17 protein-coding genes are annotated in these 18,234 nt (G+C 70.9%); 4 read left to right on the top strand and 13 right to left on the bottom strand.

Annotation, left to right across the window (positions count from 1 at the left end; all coding sequences use genetic code 11):
- Positions 1–9: 9 nt before the first annotated feature.
- From EF387_RS24775 to EF387_RS24765, 3 genes are read right to left on the bottom strand one after another with little or no spacing between them, the layout of a single operon-like run.
- Positions 10–822 (bottom strand): ABC transporter permease, encoded by an 813-nt coding sequence (locus EF387_RS24775; protein WP_128378808.1) that lies wholly within the window; start codon positions 820–822, stop codon positions 10–12.
- A complete protein-coding gene (locus EF387_RS24770; protein WP_128378807.1) occupies positions 819–1,784 on the bottom strand; it encodes an ATP-binding cassette domain-containing protein in 966 nt (321 codons plus the stop codon). The genes EF387_RS24775 and EF387_RS24770 overlap by 4 nt, the downstream gene beginning before the upstream one ends.
- Before the next feature lie 58 nt (positions 1,785–1,842).
- A complete protein-coding gene (locus tag EF387_RS24765; protein ID WP_128378806.1) occupies positions 1,843–2,514 on the bottom strand; it encodes a DUF4097 family beta strand repeat-containing protein in 672 nt (223 codons plus the stop codon).
- 232 nt (positions 2,515–2,746) lie between these two features.
- Between EF387_RS24765 and EF387_RS50090 the strand changes: the two genes are divergently transcribed.
- Both EF387_RS50090 and EF387_RS24755 read left to right on the top strand, forming a co-directional pair.
- On the top strand, positions 2,747–3,502 hold the full coding sequence (locus tag EF387_RS50090; RefSeq protein ID WP_128378805.1) for a GbsR/MarR family transcriptional regulator: 756 nt from the start codon (positions 2,747–2,749) through the stop codon (positions 3,500–3,502).
- 172 nt (positions 3,503–3,674) lie between these two features.
- On the top strand, positions 3,675–3,914 hold the full coding sequence (locus EF387_RS24755; protein ID WP_128378804.1) for a chaplin: 240 nt from the start codon (positions 3,675–3,677) through the stop codon (positions 3,912–3,914).
- A 110-nt stretch (positions 3,915–4,024) separates the two neighbouring features.
- Here EF387_RS24755 and EF387_RS24750 read toward each other — a convergent pair whose 3' ends face one another.
- The 4 genes from EF387_RS24750 to EF387_RS24735 all read right to left on the bottom strand — a co-directional run bounded on the left by EF387_RS24750 (position 4,025) and on the right by EF387_RS24735 (position 6,796).
- Positions 4,025–4,528, bottom strand: coding sequence for a DUF5949 family protein (locus EF387_RS24750; RefSeq protein ID WP_128378803.1), 504 nt, complete (start codon positions 4,526–4,528; stop codon positions 4,025–4,027).
- Positions 4,529–4,677: 149 nt separating this feature from the next.
- A complete protein-coding gene (locus EF387_RS24745; RefSeq protein ID WP_128378802.1) occupies positions 4,678–4,914 on the bottom strand; it encodes a chaplin in 237 nt (78 codons plus the stop codon).
- A 313-nt stretch (positions 4,915–5,227) separates the two neighbouring features.
- Positions 5,228–6,439, bottom strand: a complete 1,212-nt coding sequence (locus EF387_RS24740; protein WP_128378801.1) for a chaplin — start codon at positions 6,437–6,439, stop codon at positions 5,228–5,230.
- Positions 6,440–6,535: 96 nt separating this feature from the next.
- A complete protein-coding gene (locus EF387_RS24735; RefSeq protein WP_128378800.1) occupies positions 6,536–6,796 on the bottom strand; it encodes a chaplin in 261 nt (86 codons plus the stop codon).
- Between the two features lie 373 nt (positions 6,797–7,169).
- Between EF387_RS24735 and EF387_RS24730 the strand changes: the two genes are divergently transcribed.
- Positions 7,170–7,550, top strand: a complete 381-nt coding sequence (locus tag EF387_RS24730; RefSeq protein ID WP_128378799.1) for a rodlin — start codon at positions 7,170–7,172, stop codon at positions 7,548–7,550.
- Between the two features lie 45 nt (positions 7,551–7,595).
- Here the strand turns inward: EF387_RS24730 and EF387_RS24725 are convergent, their stop codons facing one another.
- The 3 genes from EF387_RS24725 to EF387_RS24715 all read right to left on the bottom strand — a co-directional run bounded on the left by EF387_RS24725 (position 7,596) and on the right by EF387_RS24715 (position 13,135).
- Positions 7,596–9,170 (bottom strand): vWA domain-containing protein, encoded by a 1,575-nt coding sequence (locus EF387_RS24725; RefSeq protein ID WP_128378798.1) that lies wholly within the window; start codon positions 9,168–9,170, stop codon positions 7,596–7,598.
- A gap of 222 nt (positions 9,171–9,392) precedes the next feature.
- Positions 9,393–10,256 (bottom strand): ABC transporter permease, encoded by an 864-nt coding sequence (locus EF387_RS24720; protein ID WP_128378797.1) that lies wholly within the window; start codon positions 10,254–10,256, stop codon positions 9,393–9,395.
- A complete protein-coding gene (locus EF387_RS24715; RefSeq protein ID WP_128378796.1) occupies positions 10,253–13,135 on the bottom strand; it encodes an alpha/beta fold hydrolase in 2,883 nt (960 codons plus the stop codon). Before EF387_RS24715 ends, EF387_RS24720 begins: the two co-directional genes overlap by 4 nt.
- A gap of 116 nt (positions 13,136–13,251) precedes the next feature.
- Between EF387_RS24715 and EF387_RS24710 the strand changes: the two genes are divergently transcribed.
- The gene (locus EF387_RS24710) at positions 13,252–13,662 is read left to right on the top strand and encodes a GNAT family N-acetyltransferase (protein WP_128378795.1); all 411 of its coding nucleotides are present in this window, start codon (positions 13,252–13,254) and stop codon (positions 13,660–13,662) included.
- 332 nt (positions 13,663–13,994) lie between these two features.
- On the opposite strand, the gene mmsA is transcribed toward EF387_RS24710, so the two are convergent.
- From mmsA to iolB, 3 genes are read right to left on the bottom strand one after another with little or no spacing between them, the layout of a single operon-like run.
- Positions 13,995–15,497, bottom strand: a complete 1,503-nt coding sequence (gene mmsA, locus EF387_RS24705; RefSeq protein ID WP_128378794.1) for a CoA-acylating methylmalonate-semialdehyde dehydrogenase — start codon at positions 15,495–15,497, stop codon at positions 13,995–13,997.
- 14 nt (positions 15,498–15,511) lie between these two features.
- A complete protein-coding gene (iolD, locus tag EF387_RS24700; protein ID WP_128378793.1) occupies positions 15,512–17,386 on the bottom strand; it encodes a 3D-(3,5/4)-trihydroxycyclohexane-1,2-dione acylhydrolase (decyclizing) in 1,875 nt (624 codons plus the stop codon).
- Entirely contained in the window at positions 17,383–18,201 is an 819-nt protein-coding gene (gene iolB / locus EF387_RS24695; protein WP_128378792.1) for a 5-deoxy-glucuronate isomerase, read from the bottom strand. The genes iolD and iolB overlap by 4 nt, the downstream gene beginning before the upstream one ends.
- Positions 18,202–18,234 lie beyond the last annotated feature (33 nt).

Raw genomic sequence — 18,234 nt, 5'->3', positions numbered from 1 at the left:
TCATGGCGGTTACTTCGGGTCGTTGTTGAACTTGGAGGTCGACCAGAGGTAGCCGAGTACCGCGAGGCCCAGGCACCAGGCCACGGCGAGCCATCCGTTGTGGCCGATCTCGGTGCCGAGGAGCAGGCCGCGCAGGGTCTCGATGGCGGGGGTGAAGGGCTGGTATTCGGCGATCGGCTGGAACCAGCTCGGCATCGCGTCGATGGGGACGAAGGCGCTGGAGATGAGCGGGAGGAAGATCAGCGGCAGGGCGTTGTTGCTGGCGGCCTCGGCGTTCGGGCTGATCAGGCCCATGCCGACGGCGATCCAGGTGAGTGCCAGGGCGAACAGGGTGAGCAGTCCGAAGGCCGCGAACCATTCCAGGGCGGTGGCGTCGGTGGAGCGGAAGCCGATGGCCACGCCGACGGCGCCGACGAGGATGACACTGATGATGGACTGCAGCACGCTGCCGATGACGTGGCCGACGAGCACAGAGCCGCGGTGGATGGCCATGGTGCGGAAGCGGGCGATGATGCCCTCGGTCATGTCGTTGGAGACGGAGACGGCGGTGCCGATGGTGGTGCTGCCGATGGTCATCAGCAGCAGGCCCGGCACGAGGTAGGCGATGTAGTCGGAGCGGTCGCCGCCGCCGATGCCCGCGCTCATGGTGTTGCCGAAGACGTAGACGAACAGCAGTAGCAGCATGACCGGGGTGAGCAGCAGGTTCAGGGTGAGGGAGGGGTAGCGCCGGGCGTGCAGGAGGTTGCGGCGCAGCATCGTGGAGGAGTCGCGCACGGCCAGGGAGATCCGGGTCGGGCGGGCGGGAGCCAGGGGGGCGCTCATCGGACAGCCTCCTCAGGCTGGTTGGGCTGGTGGGTGGTCTGGGTGGCGCCGGTCAGGGCGAAGAAGACGTCGTCGAGGTCGGGGGTGTGCACGGTGAGTTCGTCGGCCTCGATGCCGGCGGAGTCCAACCGGTCGAGGATGGAGCGCAGTTCGCGCTGACTGCCGCCGGAGGGGATCTGCAGGGCCAGTGACGTGTCGTCGCGGGTGGCGTCGCGCAGGACGGTGGCGGCGCCCTGGTAGGCGGCCGGGTCGGTGAAGCGGAGCCGGACGTGGCCGCCGGGGATGAGTCGCTTGAGTTCCTCGGCGCTGCCCTGGGCGGCGATCGTGCCGTTGTTGAGTACGGCGATGCGGTCGGCGAGCTGGTCGGCTTCCTCCAAGTACTGGGTGGTGAGGAAGACGGTCACGCCGCCGGTGACGAGTTCGCGGATGATCTGCCACATGTTGTGGCGGGAGCGGGGGTCCAGGCCGGTGGTGGGTTCGTCGAGGAAGATGATGCGCGGGTTTCCGACCAGGGTCATGGCGATGTCGAGGCGGCGTTTCATGCCGCCGGAGTAGGTGGAGGCGGGCTTGTTCGCGGCCTCGACCAGGTCGAAGCGTTCCAGCAGTTCCGCGGCGACCCGCCGCCCTTGGTGCCTGGGGAGGTGGTGCAGGTCCGCCATGAGGAGCATGTTCTCCTCACCGGTGATCAGGCCGTCGACGGCGGAGAACTGTCCGGTGACGCCGATCGCGGCGCGCACGGCCTGCGGGTCGGTGGCCAGGTCGTGTCCGCCGACCTGGGCCTGGCCGCCGTCGGCGGTGATGAGCGTGGAGAGGATCTTCACGGCGGTGGTCTTGCCGGCGCCGTTCGGGCCGAGCAGGGAGAAGACCGTTCCTTGCGGGACGGTCAGGTCTACGCCGTCCAGGACGGTCTTGTCGCCGTAGGACTTGCGCAGCCCGTTCGCTGCGATGGCCGGGGTGGTCATGAGGATGCTCCTTGTCGCAGGCTGCCGGGTCATGAGGACTGCCGGGCCGGAAGGCGTGTCAGAGGCTGCGGGCGGTGATGTCGCCGTAGGCGGTGGTGGCGTGGATGGTCAGCTGGGGGTTGGGGCCGTCGGTGTTGCTGAGTGCGTTGTGGATCCGGCCGTGGGAGGTGCCGGCGTCCAGGGCAGCGGAGACTCCGGCGGCGGCGCCGACCGAGATCTCGCCGTGCTCGGTGCGCAGCGTCACCGTGCCGCGCACGGCCTGGTCGATGCGGATGTCCCCCTTCTGGGTGCTGATCTCCGCGGGGCCGCCCAGCCGGCCGACCACGACATCCCCGGCCAGGACGGCCAGGCGGGCGCTCGCGGCCTCCTCGAGCGTGACCTGGCCGAGCGCGCCGTCGAAGACGACATCGCCGAGCCGTCCCACGCCCTGCAATGCGGCGCCGGCCGTCTTCGCCTCGATGCGGGAACCGGCGGGCAGCTCGATGGTCACCTCGACCGAACCGGACGGCCCGATGAGCTGGTTCTTCGCCGCCGGGCCCTCGACCCGCAGCACACCCTCGCCGAATTCCACCGTGGTCTGCTCCGCAGCCTTAACATCACGGCCCTTCGAGCCGTCCACGGGCAGGACCTCCACCGTGGTGTCGGCCCGGTCGCCGGCGATGAACCGCACACGGCCCGCGGGGATGTCCAGGACGGCGGAAACCGGGGCCGGAGTGTCGAACGTCTGCATGATGCTCTCCCGTGACTCGTCGTTTCGAACGATGGAAACGCTACGTTGCATTCCAATGCCCCGCAACAAGTTCGTTGCGTCAACTCTTAATAAGTGCAGGTAAAAGCCATGAGATTGTTGCAACAGCCTCGAATTTAACGCAACGACAACCACCCCAGCCATTGCAATGGACTGGGAATGAACGCTATAGTCGAGGAACCAAGGACCGCCGAGGGGCACAAAGGAGATCGCGATGCCGGGAGGCAGGCTCACCCAACAGGAACGCCGGCGGATCGCGCTGGGTCTGGCCGACGGCCTCGCCTACGCGGAGATCGCCAGAGGTTTGAATCGTCCGACCTCGACGATCACGCGCGAGGTGATGCGCAACGGCGGCCCCACGTCCTACCGCGCCGACCTGGCCCACCGCGCCACCGAACGCCGTGCCCACCGACGCAGGCAGGTCGCGCCCCGGGGGGCGGAGGCGCCGGAGCAGGCTTACGGGCGCGACGCCGAAGCGGTGCGCGAATACGAGGAGGCCTTCACCACCGTCATGATGGCTTCGGGCATGCCCACGATGATGGCCCGGGTGATGGCCTGCCTCACCCTCACCGACTCCGGCAGCCTCACCGCGTCCGAACTCGTCCAGCGCCTCCAGGTCAGCCCGGCGTCCATCTCCAAAGCCATCGCGTTCCTCGAGAGCCAGGGCATGGTGCGCCGGGAACAGGGCGAACGCCGCCGCGAGCGCTACGTCGTCGACGACGACGTCTGGTACGAGTCGATGCTGGCCAGCGCCCGCGGCATCGCCCAACTCGTCGAGACCGCACGGCAGGGCGTCCGCGTCCTCGTCCCGGGCACCCCCGCCGCCACCCGCTTGGAGAACATCGCCCGCTTCCTCGACTTCGTCTCCGAGAGCACCGCCCGCGCCGCGGAACAGGCCCGCGAGCTCCTCCGCAGCAAACCGGAAGCGACCTCGGACGGCACTGCCACGCCACGTTCAACCAGCGGTTGAGACACAGGCGCCAACAGACGAAGACGGTGAGGGGACGAAGACGGTAAACGGACGAAGACGGTGAACGGGTGACGGAGGACCTGGCGGCGTGACCGGCCCTCGGACCCGGCGTTGAACGGCAGGTGCGGCGGCGATACGCGCGGCCGCACTCGACGAACCACTAAGGAGAATGATGTCTCGCATCGCGAAGGCTGTCGCCGTCGCCGTCGGAGCGGGTGCCGCGGCCCTCGGCGGAGCCGGTCTGGCCGCGGCCGACGCGGGTGCCCAGGCCGAGTCGGTCGGCTCGTCCGGCGTCGCCGCCGGCAATGTGGTGGGCGCCCCGCTCCACCTGCCGGTCAACGCCGTCGGCAACAGCGCCAACGTCGTCGGCGCCCTCAACCCGGCCTTCGGAAACGCCGGCACGATCGGCTGACATCCGTCAGCCGGCATCCGTCAGCCGGCATCGACGCTGACGTCGACAGAGACTCGAAAGCCCCCGGTGGCCACGGCCACCGGGGGCTTTGCGCGCACCCTCCGACGGCGTCAGCCGCGCAGGCCGCGTGCCGGGAGCAGACAGTGCGCCGCGTCCAGGAGCGTCTCCTCGTCGCCCGCGAACGCGGCCAGGGCCTGCGGGTCGACCGCCCTGCCGGGCTCCGCATCGGGCCAGGCGCGGGCGGTGAAGACGAAGTGGGCGTACCCGCGCCGCTCGACCGCGGAGAGCCACTGCGGCGGAACCGTGCACTGGGCCGTGAGGTTCGGCAGGGTGACGACGGCCTGGCCCGCCTCGACGAGGAGACCCACAGGCAGGGCCTGTCGCCGGGTGCCGTCGACGACCGGGCCGCCGATCGGCAGGCCGTGGTCCTCGAGCAGTCTGCGTACGGCCGCCGCGGTGGCGTCCGGGCCGCCTTCCGCGTCACCCAGCGAATAGGCGAGCAGACAAGCCAAGTCCCCCTGTCCCTCGGGCTGTTCACCGCTCCAGGCCAGGACGGCGATCGTGCCGAGATCAGCCATGCGGACGGCGCCCGCGCCGCTTGAGGTTGAGGTCACCGCGGAACCGTACCGGCGTTTCGGAACGCACCCGCCCCTTCCTCACCCTGCCGGGCGATCCCTCGAACGAGGGACGTCGGCGGGGTGACCGAAGCGCAATGGCCGCCCTCCCCGTTCGGGAGGACGGCCATTGCGCGCCGGGCTCGACGTCAGTGCTGGCAGACGATGCCGGACGCGGGGTTCAGCAGACCGATGACGTCCACGGTGTTACCGCACACGTTCATCGGCAGGTGGATCGGCAGCTGCAGGGTGTTGCCCGCGAGGACGCCCGAAGAGCTGACCGACGAGCTCTGCGCGTCGCTGTCGGCGGCGGCGACGCCGGCGGTGCCTGCCAGGGCGGCTGCGGCAACGGAGGTGAGGGCCAGGCCCTTCGCGATACGCGACATGGAAGAGGTGCTCCTTGGGGGTTGTGACACAACACCGGGGCGGAATGCCACGGCGTGTAGCTCAACGCCTGGCGATACGGGCAGGTTGCTCGGCCAATGAGGTGATATGCACCAATTACACCTAACTGCCCAACGCTCCCGGCCCACGCTACGGCTGGCCCCGTGGTCGGGACGGTCCCGTGGTCGGGACGATCCGGTGATCCGGCCGGTCCGGTCCTGTAAGCGAACACACCGAGGCCGGGAAGAGGTCGTAACGCCTCTTCCCGGCCTCGGGGCTGTCCTGTGCCGCGTGGCGCGAGCCGCCGATGCCGCGCTAGCGGCCCGCGGCGACCCGTCCGCGCCGGTACAGCAGCGCACCGCCGAGCAGCAGCGAGGCTCCGGCGGCGGCCGCGAGCGCGCTCTCGCCGGCGCCGGTGGCGGCGAGCTGGTCCTGCTCCACGACCCTGTCATCGGCCGGCGCCGGGTCGTCGTCCGTGACGGTGCCGGTGGGCGTCGGCTCGGTGGGCGTCGTGTCGACGGGCGGGGTGCCGGGGGGGACCGTCGCCGGTGGAGTCGTCACGGGCGGAGTGGCCGGGGGGTTGGCCGCGGGCGGGTTGGTCGCCGGCGGGTTCGCGGCGGGCGGGTTGGTCGCCGGCGGGTTGGTGGCCGGGGGGTTCGTAGCCGGCGGGTTGGTCGTCGGCGGCGTCGTCGTGGGCGGGGTGTTGGTCGGCGGGGTGGCCATGGAGTCGTCGGCGCAGTCGGCCTCGGTGACGGGGTTCAGCACCCCGACGACGTCCACGGTGTTGCCGCACACGTTCGCCGGAAGGTGGATCGGCAGCTGCACGGTGTTGCCCGACAGCACACCGGACGCACCCTCCGTCGAGCTGCCGGCCGTGGCCCCCGAGGTCGACGACGTGGCGGAGCCCGAAGCGGTGCCGCATTCGTTCGCGGCCGCGCCGTTCAGCAGACCGACCACGTTCGCGGTGTTGCCGCACAGATTCACCGGCAGATGAACCGGCGCCTGCACCGTATTACCCGACAGCACACCGGACGCACCGTCCGACGAACTCTCCGCCGTGGCACCCGACATCGACGACGTCGACGTACCGGAATCCGAACCAATGACACACTCGTTCGCGGACGCGCCGTTCAGCGCACCGATCACATCCACCGAGTTGCCACACGCATTCACCGGCAGATGAACCGGCGCCTGCACCGTATTACCCGACAGCACACCGGACGCACCGTCCGACGAACTCTCCGCCGTGGCACCCGACATCGACGACGTCGACGTACCGGAATCCGAACCGTTGTCGCAGCTGCTGCCGAACGCCGGGTTCAGCAAGGCGGCGGCATTCACCGTGTTGCCGCACGCGTTCACCGGGAGATGGATCGGTGCCTGCACGTTGTTGCCCGACAGCACGCCGGACGCGTCCGTCGTCTGTGCGCCGGCGTCCGCGTCGGCGAAGGCAGCGGAGCCGCACAGGGACCAGACGCTGGTCGCGGCGGCGGCCACGACCATTCCCCTGCTCAGGGTCTGTCGCAATCTCGTAGTCTTCCTGCTTGTAGTGAAAGCCGACCTCGGTACCGCTCGGGACGTGCGAGGCCGACCCCGGCACAGCCGGATGGTGAGTGCGCTACCTCAGTTGGCGTGGGAGCAGCTGTTGCCGAACGCCGGGTTCAGCAGACCGATGACGTTCGCGGAATCCCCGCAGAGGTTGACCGGGACATGGGTGGGCAGCTGGACCACGTTGCCTGCCGCTACACCCGAGGCACCGACGCTGGAGGCCTCCGCGCCCGTGTCCGCCATGGCGGGGGCGGCCATTCCAAAGGCCATGAGCGCACCGGCGGCGACGGTGACGGTCTTGTTGTGCTTCACGTTCTTTCCCTTCACTGCGGTCATGCCCGAATGGCGGCCTAAACCGCGCGAGCACCGTATGAACGGCCCGCACCATGACCTACGTGGCCGTAAACGAGGGAAAGGGCCGCAAAGAAACCGGAGAACGCGGTCTTTTGCTCAATTCACTCCAACGCTGCGCGCGGTTGACCCATGAAGTCGCCTGCTGCGCAAGGGTTTTATGAAAAGAGCCCCTGCATGCCGATGGGTTGATGGGACCATTCACTTCTTCCGAAGATTCGGAAATTCCACACCGGGTCGGCGGCCGAAATTGTCGGGCTGCTGTGCCGTTGAGCCGTCGAGGTGAACGGCAGCAACCGTCCCGCACGGGGTCAGTTGTCCACAGCGCTCGGACGGGCTACTCCAGAAGGGACCGCAAGTGATCAAGAAGGTCATGGCCGCCGCGGCGATCGCCGCATCCGTGGTCGGTGCGTCGGCCGCCGCCGCGCCCCACGCGCTGGCCGCGGACGACGACAACAGCGTCAACACCACCAACGACGACAGCTCCCAGCAGTCCTACGGCAACCTGGCGACGCACGGGAACATGAGCCCGCAAATGGCGCTCGTCCAGGGCTCGCTGAACAAGCCGTGCGTCGGTGTGCCCGCCAAGGCCGGCGCGGCCTCGCTGGTCGGTCTCGTACCGGTCGCCGTGGAGGACGTCCCGGTGCTGTCGCCGTCCTCGAACCAGCAGTGCGCCGAGAACTCCACCCAGATCGAGGGCGATGACGCGCTCTCCCCCCTCCTGGACGACGCCCGCTGACGTCGGGCCGCGACGCCGACCGACCAACCGCGCCGATCGGCGCCGTCAGTATTCGTGGGGTTCCGTGGCCTGTTCCAGGGCTCGCGTCAGCTCCTCCGTCTCCTTGTTGCGGGGCAGTTCGCGCGCGTGGGCGGTCAGTTCGCGCAGCGACGGGGTGCCGGGCAGCGATGCCCAGCGGCTGTCGCCGCGGCGCAGGGCGTCCGCGAAGTACGCGGCGATCGCGGTGGTCCGCAGTCCCTCGGGCGCGGTCCACAGGTCGTCCCGCAGGGACTGTGCCTCGAGACGGCCCGACTCCTCGTGCGGTGAGCGGGTGTCGGGGTCCTGCCAGCGGACGGTCGCCGTGGCGAGGTGGCCCGAGGCGCCGGGACGGGTGCGGACGGCGTAGAGCGCGGTGACCGTGTGGCCGGGGCCGACCTCGCCGCCGTCGACGCGGTCGTCGCGGAAGTCCTCGTCGGCGACCTGGCGGTTGTCGTAGCCGATCAGGCGGTACTCCTCGACGGTCTCCGGGTCGAAGGCGACCTGCGCCTTGGCATCGCGGGCCGCGAGGTCGATGTTCTGCGGGAGTTGTTCGCAGAAGACCTCGTAGGCGTCCCTGGGCTCGGAGACGTACACCGTGTGGCCGTCGCCCTTGTCCGCGAGGCGCTCCATCAGGGCGTCGCCGTAGTCGCTGCCGACACCGACGCCGAACAGGGTGATGCCGTGTTCGCGGCGGGCACCGTCGATGCGTTCCAGGATGGTGCCGGCGTCGGTGTCACCGGTGTTGGCGAGCGCGTCGGAGAGCAGGACCACACGGTTCGTGACGCCCGGGCGCCGACCTTCGACGGCCTCGGCGTACCCCTCCTCGACACCGGCGCCGAGGTTGGTGGAGTTGGAGGGCTCCAGGCTGTCGATGGCGTCGTGGATCCGGCCGCGGCCCGCGCCGAGGCGGGTCATCGGCAGGACGGTCTCGGCGTCGTCGCTGAAGGTGACCAGCGCGACCGAGTCGTCGTCACGCAGCCGGTCCGTCATCACGCCGAGAGAGTCCTTGACCAGATCGAGCCGCCCCGGTTCGGCCATGGAGCCGGAGACGTCGATGACGAACGTGAGGGCGGCGGGCGGGCGTTCGCTGTCGTCCGGGGCCTCGCGGGTGGCAAGGCCGACCCTGACGAGCGACCAGCCCTCCCGGTCGGTCCGGGCGCCGTCGACGGTGACGGAGAAGCCGTTGCCGTCGGGCCGCTCGTAGTCCTGGCGGAAGCTGTTGACGAACTCCTCGGGGCGGATGGCGGCGGGATCGGGGCGCCGTCCGTCGGCGAGGGTGCGGCGCGCGTAGCCGTAGGAGGCGGTGTCGACGTCGAGGGCGAACGTGGAGAGGTAGTCGGAGGGGTCCGGCTCGCCCGTCGGGCGCAGGCGGTCGTTCCGGCCCTCGGCGAAATCCTCCCCCGGGCCGAGCGACTGGGCCGGGGCGGGCGCGGGGCCCGGTCCCGAGTCTCCGCGTGCCTTTTCGCGCGAGGAGTAGCCGGAGTCGTCGGCGCTCCCGCCCCCACCGCAGCCGGTCAGCACCAGGGCACCGGCGAGGGCCGAGGCCAGCAGCGCGGCCCGCAGCCGACGCGCGCGGCGCCCGCGGGCCGGCTCCCACCGCATGCCGTCCGGCGTGCGCCGTGCATCCGTGTCTTCGTGATCGATTCCGTGCTGTCGTCCGTGGTGCGTCATCCTGTGCCCCCTCGGTGACTCAGCGAGTCGACGTCGACGTCTGTGACTGTGACGCCCGAGGAGGGCCGAACGTGCGGTACGGGGCGTTGCGGATGGATCTCGAAGCGGCCACGGGCAGGGGCCGCCGAGACCGGTGGGTGACCCTCCGTTGACCTAGGACACCACGTCCTTGCGGGCGAAACCGCGGAAGGCCAGCGCGAACAGCACCAGCGCGTACGTTATGGAGACCGAGGCGCCCTGGATCATGCCGCCCCACTCCGGAGTCGGCTGGATGGCGTCGGCCCAGGCGAACTGCCAGTGCGCGGGCAGGAAGTGCCGCCAGTCACCGAGCGCCGTCACCGCGTCCAGCACGTTCCCCACGATCGTCAGGCCGACCGCGCCGCCGACCGCGCCCAGCGGGGCGTCGGTCTTGGTGGAGAGCCAGAACGCGAGGCCCGCGGTGACCAGTTGGGAGACGAAGATGTAGGCGATCACGATCAGCAGGCTGCGGGTGGCCGTGCCCACGGGGAGGGTGCCACCGGTGGGGATCTGCAGCGGCCCCCAGCCGTAGGCCACCGTGCCGACCGCCAGGGCGACCACCGGGAGCAGGATCATCGCGGCCAGGCTGAGGCCGAGCGCCACGGTGAGCTTGGACCACAGCAGCCGCATCCGCGGCACCGGGGCCGCCAGCAGGTACCTGAGGGAGGACCAGCTCGCCTCCGAGGCGACGGTGTCGCCGCAGAACAGTGCGACGGGGATGACGAGCAGGAATCCCGCGGAGACGAAGAGGTTCACCGCGGCGAAGTTCGCCCCCGACGCGGTGGCCGTGTCCATCAGCGAGATCCGCTCGTTGCGCCCGCCCGGCTCGCCGCCGACGGCGAAGGCGACGACGAGGACGAAGGGCAGGAGGGCGAGCACCGCGCCCATGACGAGAGTGCGGCGCCGCTTCAACTGCCGTACGAACTCGACCCGGAGCGGCAGCGTTCGCCGCGCGCGGTACCCGTCGGCGGTCTCGGCCCGCTCGACCAGCGTGCTCATGAGGAACCTCCGATCAGGGTGAGGAACGCGTCTTCGAGCCGCCGGTGGGGCCCGAGGGACGCCACGGGGACTTCGAGACGGACGAGTTCGACGAGGAGCCTGGCCGCCGCCTCGGAGCCGCCCGCAGCCGCAGCGGACCCGTTGGCGGCAGCCGTGGACCCGTTGGCGGCAGCCCCGTTCGCGGCGGCCGCGGAACCGTTCGCCGCCGCAGAGCCCTTCGCGGACGCGGAGCCGTTGGCGGCTGCTTCGAGGACCACGTCATCGGGCGCGGTCGTACTGGTACCCGTCTCCTTGACGCCAGCGCCGACGACCACCGCTGCCCTCTCCGCCGCCTCGCCGTGTACGGGTGCCGCCAGGCGTACCAGGAGGCCTTCCTCCGTCAGTACCGCCGACGACACCTCCGGCAGGGCCGCCACCTTCCGAACGACCGGGTCCGGGATGTCGGACGCGAGGCCGACGAGGAGCGTGTCGCCGGAGCCCGTGATCTCCGAGACCGGGCCCGCCTGGACCAGTCGGCCGCGGTCCATCACCACGAGGTGGGTGCAGGACTGTTCGACCTCCGCCAGGAGGTGGCTGGAGACGATGACGGTACGGCCGCCCGCCGCGTAGCGGATCATGACCTCGCGCATCTCGCGGATCTGCGGCGGGTCGAGACCGTTGGTTGGTTCGTCGAGGATCAGCAGGTCGGGCAGGCCGAGCATGGCCTGGGCGATGGCCAGGCGCTGGCGCATGCCCTGGGAGTAGGTGCGCACCGCGCGCGCCAGGGCGTCACCGAGGCCGGCGATCTCCAGGGCTTCCTCGATGTGCGCGTCCTCCCGGGGACGGCCCGTGGCCTGCCAGTACAGCTCGAGGTTGTCGCGGCCCGAGAGATGCGGGAGGAAGCCCGCGCCCTCCACGAACGCCCCGACCCTCGACAGCACCGGTGCGCCCGGCCGGATGGCGTGGCCGAAGACCCGGATCTCGCCGCCGTCCGGCTTGATGAGGCCCATCAGCATGCGCAGGGTCGTCGTCTTGCCGGCGCCGTTCGGTCCCAGGAGGCCGAGGACCTGGCCCTTCTCGACGCGGAACGACAGGTCCCGGACCGCGTACCGGTCCGCCGAGTTGGCGTAGCGCTTGCTCAGGTCCGTGATCTGCAGGGGGACTTCGGCTAGGGCGGGGTCGGGCGCCGGAGCCGTCGTCCGCCGGCGTCCCGTCACCAGCAGCACCAGCGCGATGCCCGCTCCGGCCGGCGGCAGCCACCACACCCAGGAGGGCAGCGCCGCGGCGGCCGTCGTCACACCGGGGGCGGTCGGGACGCGGAGGTCGCCCTTCAACGAGACCGTGTACGTCGCCGGGGCCACCGGGGAGGCGTAGCCGAGGTCCGTGGAGGCGAGCACGAGCCGCAGCCGGTGGCCCTTCTCCACCTCGTGGTCGATCGCGGGCAGCGTCAGGGTGACGTCCTTGCCTGCCTTGGCGTCCTCGATCCGGACCGGTGCGACCAGCTGGGACGGCAGCACCTGCTGCCGTCCGTCCGGCCCGACGTCGTACACCTTGCCGAACAGCACGGCGTCATCGCTCGTGGATCGCACGTGCACGCTCACCGTGGGCGAGCCGGTGATGCGCAGGTCCTCCGTCAGTGCGGTGGAGTCGAACCTGGCGAACTGGCCGGGGAAGTCGAGGGACACGCCGACGCCGAGCGACGACAGCTGTGACAGTCCGCCCGCGCCGCCGAGGCCCGGCAGCGCGGAGACGCCCGGTGGGCTGGCGCCGGCCGGATTCGTCACGCTCTGCTCCCGACCGCTGAGGGCGATCGGGCGCTGCCCGCCGGTCAGTCCGGGGTAGGTGTCCCCGGTGGCGCCGCGCAGTGTGGCGGCGCCGTCGGTGGAGTCGACGCCGCCGGTGCGCGAGACACGGAACGCCGGGCCCGTGTCGGCGTTTTCATCGTCCTTCAGATAGCGGTGGAACCACGCGCCGATACGGGCTTCCAGCCGGTCGGCCTCGTTGTTGCCGCCGTCGTGGCCGCCCGCGATCCAGTCGACGTCCACGGGCGCGCCGTTGGCCCGGATCGCCTTGGCCATCGCGTCGGCCTGGCCGAGCGGGAAGAGGGAGTCGGTCTGGCCCTGCATGATCAGTGTCGGTACGTCGATGCGGTCGCCGACGGCGGACGGGCTGCGCTCCTCAAGGAGCCGGGTGGCCTCGGCGTCCGGCGTCCCGGACTCCGCCACCCGGTTGTACATCTGGCACAGCTGGGCCTCGAAGCGGTCGCAGCCGCCGCCGGAGTTGATGAAGATCCCGGCCCACAGTTTCTTGAAGACGCCGTTCGGGAACAGGGCGTCCGCGAGGTTCCAGTACGTGATCGACGGGGCGATGGCGTCCACGCGCTGGTCGTATCCGGCGGCCAGCAGCGAGATGGCCCCGCCGTACGAGGCGCCGGTGACGCCCACGCGCGGGTCGCCGCTCTTGTCGAGCTCGACATCGGGCCGCTTCGCCAGCCAGTCGATCAGACGGGAGACGTCGGCGACCTCGCCCTTGGGATCGTTCAGCCCGATCTTCCCGGTGGACCGGCCGAAGCCGCGCGCCGACCACGTCAGCACCGCGTATCCGTCGCGGGCGAGGCGCTCGGCCTGCGCACGCACGTCGGCCTTGCTGCTGCCGAAGCCGTGCCCGATGAGGACGGCGGGCCGGCGTTCCTTCCCACCACCCGCGGTGAAGTACGAGGTGTCGATCTCCACCCCGCCGCCCATGCCCATGATCCGGTCGGTGCGGTGCACGGGCGGCGGGTCGTCCGAGGCGACGGCCGTCCAGGTCCCGCCGACGGCGAGCACGGCGACCGAGGCCGCGGCGGCGAACCACCGTCGCGGCCCGCGCAGTGCGCTCAGTGCGGGCTTTCGAAGATCCATGCGTCAACGGTAAGGGCGACCGCCGACAACCGATGCAGCCACCGGTCGGAAGTGGCGGACCTCCCACAGGCGTACACGCCCTCTGCCGCATACCGCGGTCGTGGTACGAACGGCCCATGGAGATCCGCCGCGCCACGACGGTCATCGAACTCACCAATGCCGAACACCTCTTCGACGAACCGGTTCGCCCCGAGTGGGCCCGGAAGTTCCTCGACGCCCAGGGCCACCACCTCTTCCTCGCGTACGAGGACGGCGGCCCGGTCGGCTTCGTCAGCGGCGTCGAGACCGTCCACCCGGACAAGGGGACGGAGATGTTCCTGTACGAGTTGGGTGTCGCCGAGGCGTACCGGCGCCGGGGGTTCGCCCGCGCGCTCGTCGGGGCCCTGGCGGCGCTGGCCCGCGAGCGGGGCTGTTACGGAATGTGGGTCGGCGTGGACGCCGGGAACGATGTCGCCCTCGCCGTGTACCGGAGCGCGGGTGGGCGCGACGACGGCGGGTGCCGGGTGGTGACGTGGGACTTCGGGTGAGAGCCGGCCGGGGCGGCTCTTCGCCCCGTCAGCCCTGCCCGTCCTCCCCCGGGCTCTCGACTTCGCTCCGGCCGCCTGCCCCCGGCCGGGGTGATCAGGCCGGACGGCGAGGCGAGGCGCACCCCGTCCTCCCCCGGGCTCTCGACTTCGCTCGAGCCGGGGGCGCAGGGGCGGAGACCCGTGGGGGCGGGAAGGGCAAGGGCGTTGCGGGGCGAGGAAGACCTGCCCCGCCCCGGTTGGGGGCGAGGAAGACCTGCCTCGCCCGGGTTGGGGGCGAGGAAGACCTGCCCCGCCCCGGTTGGGGGGCGAGGAAGCCTGCCTCGCCCCCACTTTCAGTGATTGCGGGGGAAGCCCAGGTCGACCCCGGCCGGTGCCTCCGACGGGTCCGGCCAGCGGGTCGTCACGACCTTGCCCCGGGTGTAGAAGTGCGTGCCGTCATTGCCGTAGATGTGGTGGTCGCCGAAGAGGGAGTCCTTCCAGCCACCGAAGGAGTGGTAGCCCACCGGCACCGGGATGGGGACGTTCACGCCGACCATGCCCGCCTCGATCTCGAGTTGGAAGCGGCGGGCGGCACCGCCGTCGCGAGTGAAGATCGCGGTGCCGTTGCCGAACGGCGAGGCGTTGATGAGGGCCACACCGTCCTCGTAGGTGTCCACGCGCAGCACGCACAGAACCGGGCCGAAGATCTCGTCCCGGTAGGCCTTCGCCGTGGTCGGGACCCTGTCGAGGAGCGAGATGCCGATCCAGTGACCGTCCTCGAAACCGTCGACCGTGTAGTCGCTGCCGTCGAGGACCACCTCGGCGCCCTCGGCCGCCGCGCCCGTCACGTAGGACGCGACCTTGTCGCGGTGCGCGGCGGTGATGAGCGGGCCCATCTCGGAGGCTGGGTCGTTGCCGGGACCGATCTTGATCTTCTCCGCGCGTTCGCGGATCTTCTCGACCAGTTCGTCGCCGACCGAACCGACCGCGACCACCGCGGAGATGGCCATGCAGCGTTCGCCCGCCGAGCCGTAGGCGGCCGAGACGGCGGCGTCCGCGGCGGCGTCCAGGTCGGCGTCCGGAAGGACCAGCATGTGGTTCTTCGCGCCGCCGAGCGCCTGGACGCGCTTGCCGTTGGCGGAGGCCGTGGTGTGGATGTAGCGGGCGATGGGGGTGGAGCCGACGAAGGAGACGGCCTTGACGTCGGGGTGCTCCAGGAGGCGGTCCACGGCCACCTTGTCGCCGTGGACGATGTTGAAGACGCCGTCCGGCAGACCCGCCTCCGCCAGCAGTTCGGCGACCTTCATCGACGCCGACGGGTCCTTCTCCGACGGCTTCAGCACGAACGTGTTTCCGCACGCGATGGCCAGCGGGAACATCCACATCGGCACCATGGCCGGGAAGTTGAACGGCGTGATGCCCGCCACCACGCCGAGCGGCTGGCGGATCGCGGCCACGTCGACGCGCGAGGCCACCTCCGTGGACAGTTCGCCCTTCAGCTGCACCGTGATGCCGCAGGCCAGGTCCACGATCTCCAGGCCGCGGGCGACCTCGCCGAGCGCGTCGGAGTGCACCTTGCCGTGCTCGGCGGTGATCAGTTCGGCGATCTCGTCGCGGTGCTCGTCCAGCAGTGCCCGGAACCTGAACAGGATCGCCGTCCGCTTCGCCAGGGACGAGGTGCCCCAGCTCGCGTACGCCTCCTTGGCGGTGGCGACCGCGGCGTCCACCTCGTCGACGCCGGCGAACGCGACCTTCGTGGTGACCTGGCCGGTCGCGGGGTCGGTGACGTCGCCGTAGGTGCCGGACGCGCCCTCGACGGTCTTGCCGCCGATCCAGTGGTTGACGATCTTCGTCATGCCCGAAAACTCCTTCACAGATGGCGGCGCCGGGTGGAGACGTGCCGGTCGTACTCTTCGCGCGCCTTGACCGCCGACGGCCGGGTCGCGGTCTCGGCCACAGGAACATCCCACCAGGCCTGCGCCGGGGGCGGGCCCGACACTGTGTCTGCCGTTTCGGTCTCGACGTAGACACAAGTGGCGGTGTCCGCGGCCCGCGCCTCGGCCAGGGCCGCGCGCAGATCCCGTACGGTCTTCGCGCGCAGCACCCGCATGCCCAGGCTGGCGGCGTTGGCGGCGAGGTCCACGGGCAGCGGCCGGCCCGTGTAGAGGCCGTCGTCGTCCTGGTGGCGGTACTGGGTGCCGAAGCGCTCGCCTCCGACGGTCTCGGAGAGGCCGCCGATGGAGGCGTAGCCGTGGTTCTGGACCAGCAGGATCTTGATCGCGATCCCCTCCTGCACGGCGGTGACGATCTCCGTCGGCATCATGAGGTACGTTCCGTCGCCGACCAGCGCCCACACGGGCCGGTCGGGGACCGCCATCTTCACACCGATCGCCGCCGGGATCTCGTAGCCCATGCACGAGTAGCCGTACTCGAGGTGGTACTGGTCGCGCGAACGGGTCCGCCACAGCTTGTGCAGATCGCCGGGGAGCGAGCCGGCCGCGTTGATGATGATGTCGTCGTCCCTCACCACCTCCTCCAGCAGGCCCAGGACCTGCGGCTGGGTGGGCCGGACGTCCGGCTCGTCGGCCTCGTAGCACGCGTCGACGCGATGCTCCCAGCGCTGCTTGTCCTCGGTGTACTCCGCGATGTACGCGTCGTCCACCCGGTGGCCGTGCAGGGCCAGCGCCTCGGTGAGTTCCTCCAGGGCCGCGCGGGCGTCCGCGATCAGCGGCAGCCCGGCGAGCTTGTGGCCGTCGTACGGCGCGATGTTCAGGTTGAGGAAGCGGACGCCGTCGGCGGCGAAGAGGGTGCCGGAGGCGGTGGTGAAGTCGGTGTACCGGGTGCCGACGCCGATCACCAGGTCCGCGGTGCGGGCGAGTTCGTCGGCTGCGGCGGTGCCGGTGTGCCCGAGGCCACCCATGTCCTGCGGGTGGTCGTGGCGCAGCGAGCCCTTCCCGGCCTGGGTGGAGGCCACCGGGATGCCGGTCGTCTCGGCGAACTCCCCGAGCGCGTCCTCGGCCCGGCTGTGGTGGACCCCGCCGCCCGCGACGACCAGCGGGCGGCGCGCCTCACGGACGGCCCGGACGGCGGCGGCGAGTTCGGTCGGGTCGGCGACCGGACGGCGTACGGTCCAGGTGCGCTCCGCGAAGAACTCCTCCGGCCAGTCGTACGCCTCCGCCTGCACGTCCTGCGGTAGCGCGAGGGTCACCGCGCCGGTGTCGAGGGGGTCGGTGAGGACGCGCATCGCCTGCAGCGCGGCGGGGATCAGGGCCTCGGGGCGGGTGATTCGGTCGAAGTACTTCGACACCGGGCGCAGACAGTCGTTGACCGAGATGTCGCCCGCGTACGGCACTTCGAGCTGCTGGAGGACCGGGTCGGCGGGGCGCGTGGCGAAGATGTCGCCCGGGAGGAGCAGGACCGGGAGATGGTTGATGGTGGCGAGGGCCGCGCCGGTGACGAGGTTGGTGGCGCCGGGGCCGATGGAGGTCGTCACGGCGTGCGTGGACAGGCGGTTCGACTGGCGTGCGTAGCCGACCGCCGCGTGCACCATGGCCTGTTCGTTGCGACCCTGGTGGAACGGCATCTCGACGGCGTGCTGCAGCAGGGCCTGGCCGAGCCCCGCGACGTTGCCGTGGCCGAAGATCCCCCAGGTGGCACCGATCAGCCGTCGGCGCTCGCCGTCGCGTTCCGTGTACTGGGCGGCGAGGAAGCGCACCAGCGCCTGTGCGACCGTCAGTCGAGTCATCGGTAACCCTCCGGGTGGTCGGGGTGGAAGCAGATCCGCCACTCACGGTCCGCGCCCGGGCCCGCCATCACGTTGAGGTAGTACATGGCGTGTTCGGGAGCGGCGATCGAGGGCCCGTGCCAGCCGTCCGGGACCAGCACCATGTCGCCGGTACGGACTTCGGCCAGGACGTCGCTGCCTCCGTCTCGGGAGGGGAATACGCGTTGATAGCCGTATCCGTTCGGGCCCTGGAACTCGAAGTAGTAGATCTCCTCGAGCTCGGACTCCTCGCCCGGCCGGTGCTCGTCGTGCTTGTGCGGCGGGTACGAGGACCAGTTGCCGCCGGGCGTGACCACCTCGACCGCGATCAGCTTGTCGCACTCGAAGGCGTCGGCCGCGGCGAAGCCCCGCACCTTGCGGGCGCAGGTGCCGCTGCCGCGGTCTTCCACGGGGACCTCCGGCGCGGGGCCGTAGCGGGCGGGGAGTCGTCGCTCGCACTTCGCTCCTGCCAGGGCGAAGCGGCCTCCCGCGCCGGAGGCGATCTGTGCCTGGGCGTCGCGGGGGACGTACGCGAAGTCGGAGACTTCGGCGAACACGTCGCGCCTGCCCAGGAGGTGGAACTGATGTTCTTCGGTGGTGACCGTGCAGCCGCCGCTGAGCGGCATCACGATCCACTCGCTTTCACCGGTGGTGAACGTGTGCGTGCCGCCCGCCGGCAGCTCGACGATCCGCAGGCTGCTGTGCGTCCAGCCGGCCCGTTCGGGGTCGATGTCGAGGGCGTACAGCGACGAGGCGGTGGTCCCCGCCGGTACGTACAGCTCGTCGGTGGTGCTCATGCGTGGGGCTCCCGTCCCTTCGTTCCTGATGGC

Source organism: Streptomyces cavernae (assembly GCF_004023625.1).
Lineage (GTDB): Bacteria > Actinomycetota > Actinomycetes > Streptomycetales > Streptomycetaceae > Streptomyces > Streptomyces cavernae.
The sequence above is the reverse complement of the archived record's forward strand: the minus strand, read 5'-3'. Positions and strand labels throughout refer to the sequence as shown.

Excerpts from the sequence above, each read along its gene's own strand:
- EF387_RS24775 (WP_128378808.1), bottom strand. The coding sequence starts at position 822 with ATGAGCGCCCCCCTGGCTCCCGCCCGCCCGACCCGGATCTCCCTGGCC.
- EF387_RS24770 (WP_128378807.1), bottom strand. The coding sequence starts at position 1,784 with ATGACCACCCCGGCCATCGCAGCGAACGGGCTGCGCAAGTCCTACGGC.
- EF387_RS24765 (WP_128378806.1), bottom strand. The coding sequence starts at position 2,514 with ATGCAGACGTTCGACACTCCGGCCCCGGTTTCCGCCGTCCTGGACATC.
- EF387_RS50090 (WP_128378805.1), top strand. The coding sequence starts at position 2,747 with ATGCCGGGAGGCAGGCTCACCCAACAGGAACGCCGGCGGATCGCGCTG.
- EF387_RS24755 (WP_128378804.1), top strand. The coding sequence starts at position 3,675 with ATGTCTCGCATCGCGAAGGCTGTCGCCGTCGCCGTCGGAGCGGGTGCC.
- EF387_RS24745 (WP_128378802.1), bottom strand. The coding sequence starts at position 4,914 with ATGTCGCGTATCGCGAAGGGCCTGGCCCTCACCTCCGTTGCCGCAGCC.
- EF387_RS24735 (WP_128378800.1), bottom strand. The coding sequence starts at position 6,796 with ATGACCGCAGTGAAGGGAAAGAACGTGAAGCACAACAAGACCGTCACC.
- EF387_RS24725 (WP_128378798.1), bottom strand. The coding sequence starts at position 9,170 with ATGCGGTGGGAGCCGGCCCGCGGGCGCCGCGCGCGTCGGCTGCGGGCC.
- EF387_RS24720 (WP_128378797.1), bottom strand. The coding sequence starts at position 10,256 with ATGAGCACGCTGGTCGAGCGGGCCGAGACCGCCGACGGGTACCGCGCG.
- EF387_RS24715 (WP_128378796.1), bottom strand. The coding sequence starts at position 13,135 with ATGGATCTTCGAAAGCCCGCACTGAGCGCACTGCGCGGGCCGCGACGG.
- EF387_RS24710 (WP_128378795.1), top strand. The coding sequence starts at position 13,252 with ATGGAGATCCGCCGCGCCACGACGGTCATCGAACTCACCAATGCCGAA.
- mmsA (WP_128378794.1), bottom strand. The coding sequence starts at position 15,497 with ATGACGAAGATCGTCAACCACTGGATCGGCGGCAAGACCGTCGAGGGC.
- iolD (WP_128378793.1), bottom strand. The coding sequence starts at position 17,386 with ATGACTCGACTGACGGTCGCACAGGCGCTGGTGCGCTTCCTCGCCGCC.
- iolB (WP_128378792.1), bottom strand. The coding sequence starts at position 18,201 with ATGAGCACCACCGACGAGCTGTACGTACCGGCGGGGACCACCGCCTCG.